Here is a 4,503-nt window from a genome sequence, read left to right on the forward strand (position 1 = left end):
GCCTCAACCACGCCAAATTCGCCGACAACCCAATGCTGGTGCAACTGCTGGGCGATCGGCTGCGGGCGCCTGCCGGCCTTGCCGAGGCCCTGGCCGAGATTGTTGAGCTGAGTCGGGACGGGCTCGTCCGAGGCAAGGCCGGCAGGCGCCCGCAGCCGATCGCCCAGCAGTTGCACCAGCATTGGGTTGTCGGCGAATTTGGCGTGGTTGAGGCGGTCACCGCCCTTGGCCTGGGAAAGGTCGACCACCGACACGCCATAGCTGGCGAGGTCGGCCGCATCGCCGTAATCGCCGACGCGCGGCTTATCGCCCGAGATCAGGGAGGACAGCTTGAGAGCCCGGTCATCCGCCGAGAGCAGGATGGCGAATGGCTTGTCGGGTTTGCCGTAACGGATCATCTGTTTCTTGAACACGTCGACATCGATGTCGGGCGAGGCCAGGATGACGTAACCGAGTTTGTCGTCGAGATCGCGATCGCCGGTGATGGCAAGCTGGCGCAGAGCCTCCATGGTCACCCAGGTCCCCATCGAATGGGCGATGATGTCGATGCTCTTGACCTTGGTCTTGGCCAGCATCCTGAGGGTCGCCTCGAGGTCGTCGCGCGCTGCGTTGGCGCTTTCCTTGTCGTAGATGTAACCCGTGGTCTTGCCGCTCGAAGCCCATGAGAACAGCACCGGCGTGCCGGGATATTTCGTGTCGTGCGCGATCTGCGTCAGCCGGTAGATGCCGTCATCGAAGCCGTTGTTGAAGCCGTGCACGAAAACCAGCGCACGGTCGCCGCGCATGGCGATGTCGGCGCCGACCGCCTTGGCGAACTGCGGCGCGCCTTCATAGAAGGTGACGTCCTTGGCGGTGAAATCCTTGGCCGGGTTGCTGTTTGCCGATCCCTTGGCCCGCTCGATGGCGCCGACCTGATGGTTTTTCGGGACGGTGACGTCGACACGGGCAAAGCTGGTGGTCAGCGAGCGATCGCCGTCGAACACCTGTCGCGGGTCCTTGGTTGCCCTCTGGCGGGTGGTGGCGACGAAGATTTCATGCGTGGCCGCGATGTCGGAAGCGGGCACCGTGACCGTCGTCTTGTTGAGCAGGTCGTGCGTTTTGCCGCCGGCGCAGCCGGTGACAGCGAGCGCCAATGCAACGACGAGGTAGCTCTTCGAACGCATGGTCATACGCCGGCTCCCGCCAAGGGGGACGTCAAACGCGTGACGTCGCTGGCTATTCCGATAAGGCCAGAGACCGGCGCGGTCCAGTTCAAAGTGAATCCACACGTCCGCGATGCCGGGCAGGCACGGCGAAAACCGCGGGACCGCACCTATTGGCCAAGCAGGCTGATGCGGTCTGTCACGTCACGGTCGCTGGCAAAGCCGTCATCCTCGCGCAGCCGCTGGCCGATCATCTTCACCAGCGTCGGATTGTCGGCGAACTTCGTATGGTTGAAGCTGTCCGATCCCTTGACCTTGGACAGGTCGACGACCGACACGCCATAGGAGGCGAGATCGGCGGCATCCTTGTAGTCGCCGACGCGCGGCCGGGATCCGGCGATCAGGCCGGAGAGCCGCAGCGCGCGGTCGTCGTCCGACAACAGCAGGATGAACGGCTTGTCGGGCTTGCCATAGCGCCGCATCTGGCTCTTGAACACGTCGACATCGATGTCGGGCGAAGCCAGCACCACGTCGCCGAGCTTGCCGCCGAGATCGCGGTCGCCGGTGATGGCCATCTGCCGCAGCGTTTCCATGGTGACCCAGGTTCCGAGCGAATGCGCGACGATGTCGATGCGCCGCGCGCCGGACTGCTCCAGCATCCTGAGCGTCACCTCCAACTGGTCGCGGGCAGCGCTGGCGCTTTCCTTGTCATAGACGTAGTCGGTGGTCCTGGCACCCGATGCCCAGGAAAACAGCACGGGCGTGCCGGGATAGCCGGAATCATGGACGATCTGGGTGAGGCGATAGACGGCGGCATCGAAGCCGGTGTTGTAGCCATGCACGAAGACCATGACGCGGCCGCCACGCGCCGCGATGTCGGCATTGAGCGCGCTGGAGAATTTCGGCTGCGTGTCGTAGCCGACGACCTCGGAAGCCATGAAATATTTGGCCGGGTCATCCGACTTGCCGCGCGAGCGGCGCTCGATCTGGCCGGTCTTGTGAAGCCCCGGAACGGTGACGTTGACGCGGGCATAGTTCAGCGTCGCCGAGCGTTCGCCGTCGAAAACCTTGTTGGGATCGTCGGATTTCTTGCGCGTCGTGGCGATGAAGATCGAGTGGTTGCCGGCGATCTCCGTCACCGGCGCGGACACCATGGCGCTGCCCAGCAATTCCTGTGTTTGCTGGCCGGCGCAGCCGGCGACGAGCAAGGCCAGGACAACGATAAAAATCTTCTTCAAAGGCACGCCTGAATTTCCAACTCCGGCCGAAAGGCCTGTCTATCCTCACGATACCTCCCGGACAGGCAGAGTGCGGCAGAACTAAGTCATGTCCAGTCGAAATGTGATCGGCGCCCCGCTACGGCCATCGCAGTGTTGCGCGAAAGCCAAAATGGCGGCGTCGCCGCCGGCCTTCCAATTCCCGCAGAGATAGCGATTTTAAGCCGCCTGATGCCAGGGGCATGAGAATGTACCCACAAGTAACTGAAAATATTCCGCAAAATTTCCGCTCGGAACGACGCACATGATGGACGATGGCGCCACGTAGCCGGATATGCAATAGGCTGGCTCGCGCCGCACCTTGTCCCGGCGCTCAACAACCGAACGTGCGCGACCCGATCAATGATAGAGGTCCGCGGACAGCGTGCAACACAAGGTGGCTTGCCCAAGGGTGGTTTCCGATGAACAGTTTCTCTTCCCGCGTTGCTGCCGCTGCCGCCGCGATCCGCCAGATCTTCCCTGAAACGCCGCTGCAGGAAAACGATTATCTGTCGAAAAAGACCGGCGCGCGGGTGCTGTTGAAGCGCGAGGACCTGTCGCCGGTCCGCTCCTACAAGATCCGCGGCGCCTTCAATTTCTTCCGCAAGACACTGGCGGCCGGCAACGAGGCTGAACTGTTCGTCTGCGCGTCCGCCGGCAACCACGCGCAGGGTTTTGCTTTCGTCTGCCGCCATTTCGGCAGGCGAGGCGTCGTGTTCATGCCGGTGACGACGCCGCAGCAGAAGATCGACAAGACCAAGCTGTTCGGCGGCGATTTCATCGAGATCAGGCTGGTCGGCGATTTCTTCGACGACTGCTATCGCGCGGCCCTGGAATTCACCGACAGTTCCGGCGCCCATATGGTGCCGCCCTTTGATCACAAGGACATTATCGAGGGCCAGGCAACCGTCGCCTACGAGATCGCGGATCAGATGCCGGGCGCCCGCATGCCCGATATCGTCATGCTGCCGGTCGGCGGTGGCGGACTTGCCGCGGGCGTCACCCATTATTTCGCCGATCAGGGCAGGGAAGCACGCTTCGTCTTCTGCGAACCGGCAGGCGCGCCGAGCCTGCGCGAAAGCCTTGCGGCGGGAAAACGGCTCAAACTCGCCAAGGTCGACAATTTCGTCGATGGCGCCGCGGTGGCCGAGATCGGCCGCGAGCCGTTGCGTCGTCTCAAGGATTTTCCGGCCGACACAGTGCGGCTGATCCCGGAAAACCGGCTCTGCGCCACCATGATCGAAATGCTCAACGTCGAAGGCGTCGTGCTGGAGCCGGCCGGCGCGCTGGCGATCGATGCGCTCAAGGATTTCTCCAAGAAGGAGATCAGGGGCAAGACCATCGTTGCCGTGGTTTCGGGCGGCAATTTCGATTTCGAGCGGCTGCCGGACGTTAAGGAACGGGCGCTACGCTTCGAGGGGCTGAAGAAATACTTCATCATCCGCTTTCCGCAGCGGCCCGGCGCGCTGCGAGACTTCCTCGAACTGCTCGGGCCCGACGACGACATCGCCCGTTTCGAATATCTGAAGAAATCGGCGCGCAATTTCGGTTCGGTGCTGATCGGCATCGAAACCAAGGACCGCCGCAATTTCGATCTGCTCAAAGCGAAGTTCGAGGCCGAGGGCGTCCAGTATCAGGACATCACCGACAACGAGACATTGGCCGGGTTCATCATATGAGCGGCAAGGAGGCAGGAAAAATCTTCGTCGCGCTGTTTTCCGGCATCAATGTCGGCGGCAACCGCATCGTCAAAATGGCGGAGCTGCGGTCGTTCTTCGAGGATCTCGGCTTTTCCGATGTCGCCACCTATGTGCAGAGCGGCAATGCCGTGTTCCGGGCGAAGAAGGGCGACGCGGCCGCGCTGACGAAACAGATCGAAGCAGCCTTCGAGAAGAAATGGGGTTTTTATTCGCGCATCATGGTGCGCGATCTCTCATGGTTCGAGCGGCTGGTGAACGAAAACCCTTACCCGGAAGTTGCCGGGGACCATACCAAGCTGCATGCCTATGTGCTGGAGCGCGAGCCGACAGCGGACGAGGTGGCGCGACTGACCGAAAAGTGCACCGGCCCCGAACGCTTCGAGATCAAGGGCGATGTGCTCTACT

General features: G+C 62.2%; 4 protein-coding genes. 2 read left to right on the forward strand and 2 right to left on the reverse strand.

The features are described 5' to 3' along the window. Together EN964_RS25740 and EN964_RS25745 are read right to left on the reverse strand one after the other, a co-directional pair. Positions 1-1,169, reverse strand: a 1,169-nt coding sequence (locus EN964_RS25740; protein ID WP_245490687.1) for an alpha/beta hydrolase, incomplete at its 3' end; no start/stop codon positions are given. A gap of 143 nt (positions 1,170-1,312) precedes the next feature. Then, positions 1,313-2,386 carry an alpha/beta hydrolase gene (locus tag EN964_RS25745; RefSeq protein ID WP_127270256.1) on the reverse strand — a complete coding sequence of 358 codons (1,074 nt, stop codon included), beginning with the start codon at positions 2,384-2,386 and terminating at the stop codon, positions 1,313-1,315. A gap of 434 nt (positions 2,387-2,820) precedes the next feature. On the opposite strand from EN964_RS25745, the gene ilvA reads away from it, so the two are divergent. Together ilvA and EN964_RS25755 are read left to right on the forward strand one after the other, a co-directional pair. Continuing rightward, positions 2,821-4,077 (forward strand): threonine ammonia-lyase IlvA, encoded by a 1,257-nt coding sequence (gene ilvA, locus EN964_RS25750; protein WP_127271834.1) that lies wholly within the window; start codon positions 2,821-2,823, stop codon positions 4,075-4,077. Further along, positions 4,074-4,503 (forward strand): DUF1697 domain-containing protein (locus EN964_RS25755; RefSeq protein ID WP_164775991.1); only part of this gene is annotated, 430 nt, incomplete at its 3' end. The genes ilvA and EN964_RS25755, both read left to right, overlap by 4 nt.

This window comes from Mesorhizobium sp. M7A.F.Ca.CA.001.10.2.1 (genome assembly GCF_003998575.1).
GTDB lineage: Bacteria > Pseudomonadota > Alphaproteobacteria > Rhizobiales > Rhizobiaceae > Mesorhizobium.